This window comes from Paenibacillus oryzae, assembly GCF_001675045.1.
GTDB classification, from domain to species: domain Bacteria; phylum Bacillota; class Bacilli; order Paenibacillales; family Paenibacillaceae; genus Pristimantibacillus; species Pristimantibacillus oryzae.
Genome location: NZ_LYPA01000013.1, coordinates 1 through 1680, shown reverse-complemented (window position 1 = coordinate 1680; position 1680 = coordinate 1). Strand labels below are relative to the sequence as shown.

Annotated in this window: 2 protein-coding genes; both read left to right on the top strand. The window is 45.1% G+C overall.

Annotated elements, in window-relative coordinates:
• Window positions 1–86 precede the first annotated feature (86 nt).
• Window positions 87–1124 (top strand): transposase, encoded by a 1038-nt coding sequence (locus A7K91_RS00080; RefSeq protein WP_082967144.1) that lies wholly within the window; start codon window positions 87–89, stop codon window positions 1122–1124.
• Window positions 1125–1167: 43 nt separating this feature from the next.
• Complete coding sequence (locus tag A7K91_RS27405) at window positions 1168–1680, top strand: IS66 family transposase (RefSeq protein WP_068678419.1); 513 nt, start codon at window positions 1168–1170, stop codon at window positions 1678–1680.

The following is a 1680-nucleotide window of genomic DNA, read 5'->3' as shown; positions in this document are numbered from 1 at the left end:
CTACGACGGACCAATTAACTAACAAGGATTTCCATAAGCCTCTGTCGAAGTGTTAACTATCCACTTTAATGGAGGTTGCTTTCTTAATGCCACTACCGAAAAATCGAATTGTGCCAAAAGAAAAAATATACTTTAAACCAGAATTTGAGCATTGCCTCCATTGCGGCGCTAAGCTGAAGAGAAGTCATACAGCATGGAAAAAGAACATTTCTACTCTCCATGGAGTTATTCAAGCTTGGAGCATGGCTTACGCTTGTTCCAATGCGAGTTGTATATATCAGGACACACATTACAAATCTGCAGAAGCGGATTCACTTGCTATGAAGCATACATCTTACGGCTTTGACGTTCTCGCTCTCGTTGGTCAACTTCGTTTCAAGCATCATATGACCATTGCAGAGATTACCGAAGAACTTACTGACCGCGGTGTCGCCACATCTGAGCGGAACTCTCAACGATTGTATGAGCGCTATTTAACGTTGCTTCGTTCTAGCGTCACCGATTACGTGAAAGAAGAACTCAAGCACGTTGTTGAAAAGCATGGCGGAATCATGATCTCCATGGACGGTGTTCAACCCGAGAAGGGGAACGAGACACTGTATGTTGTCAGAGAAGTGTTTAGCGGAAGCACTCTGGTCGCAAAGAGTGTAAAAAGCAGTTCAACGGAAGAACTCAAAGATCTCATTCAACCAGTCATCGGTTTCGGCTTCCCCATTATTGGAATCGTTACAGACGGCCAACAATCCATCCGTCTGGCCATGGAGTCGCTGCTTCCCGACGTCCCGTATCAGTACTGCCAGTATCACTACTTAAAGGACATCGCTAAGCCCATTGTTGATCTGGACCGAAAACTCAAGACCGGGATTAAAAAAAGTCTACGAGGCATTCGGGAGATCGAAAGGAAATTGGATAGGAGTACTCTCGAAGAATCCGAGGTCGTAAAGGATTATTTGGCAGCCGTCCGTTCTGTACTGCTCGAAGACGGTAACCCACCGTTAGATTTACCAGGCGTTCGGATTTACGAAACGGCAGAAGTCATTCAGGCATCCCTTCAAAAATGCTTGGATAAAAAAGGGGCCCTCTCTACTCCAAAACGTATTCAGAATATTCAACAAACTGAATGAGTTCCGCGAGCTTTACGAGGAAGTAAAGCGCTGGTCACAGCCTTTGCTTCACGTAGCAAATATCTTGAATCCAGCGCTTGACCAATCCACTGAGTCCGTACAACTACAAATGACGTATCTCTTGAACTGGATCGAGCAAACGTACACCAAAGAATTGGATCAACCTATGGTTAAGAATTTCAAGAGCTATACAAAAGGCTTTTGGAAAGGGCTCTTTACTTGCTATGATCATCCACACGTTCCTCGTACAAACAACGACCATGAACGTTTTTTCAGGAAGACTAAAACACGTCATCGACGAATGACGGGACTGCGAAGCTGGAATGAATACATCATTCGTTCCGGCGAGTTTGTCGTGTTCGTTGATGATGCCCTTCGTCAGAAGGACCTCCTTAAACGTCTTCAAAGCGTAAGCTATAAGACGTTCAGGGAAGAACGGATCAGGTGGTCTTGCAGGTTGGAAGAAACAACGAAACGCCGCCGTTTCCGGCGCAACCCACAAGAGTACCTTGAAGCGGCAGAAAATAAATACTGTATGTTAATTGGTCAGTCGTAG

Excerpts from the sequence above, each read along its gene's own strand:
- A7K91_RS00080 (WP_082967144.1), top strand. The coding sequence starts at position 87 with ATGCCACTACCGAAAAATCGAATTGTGCCAAAAGAAAAAATATACTTT.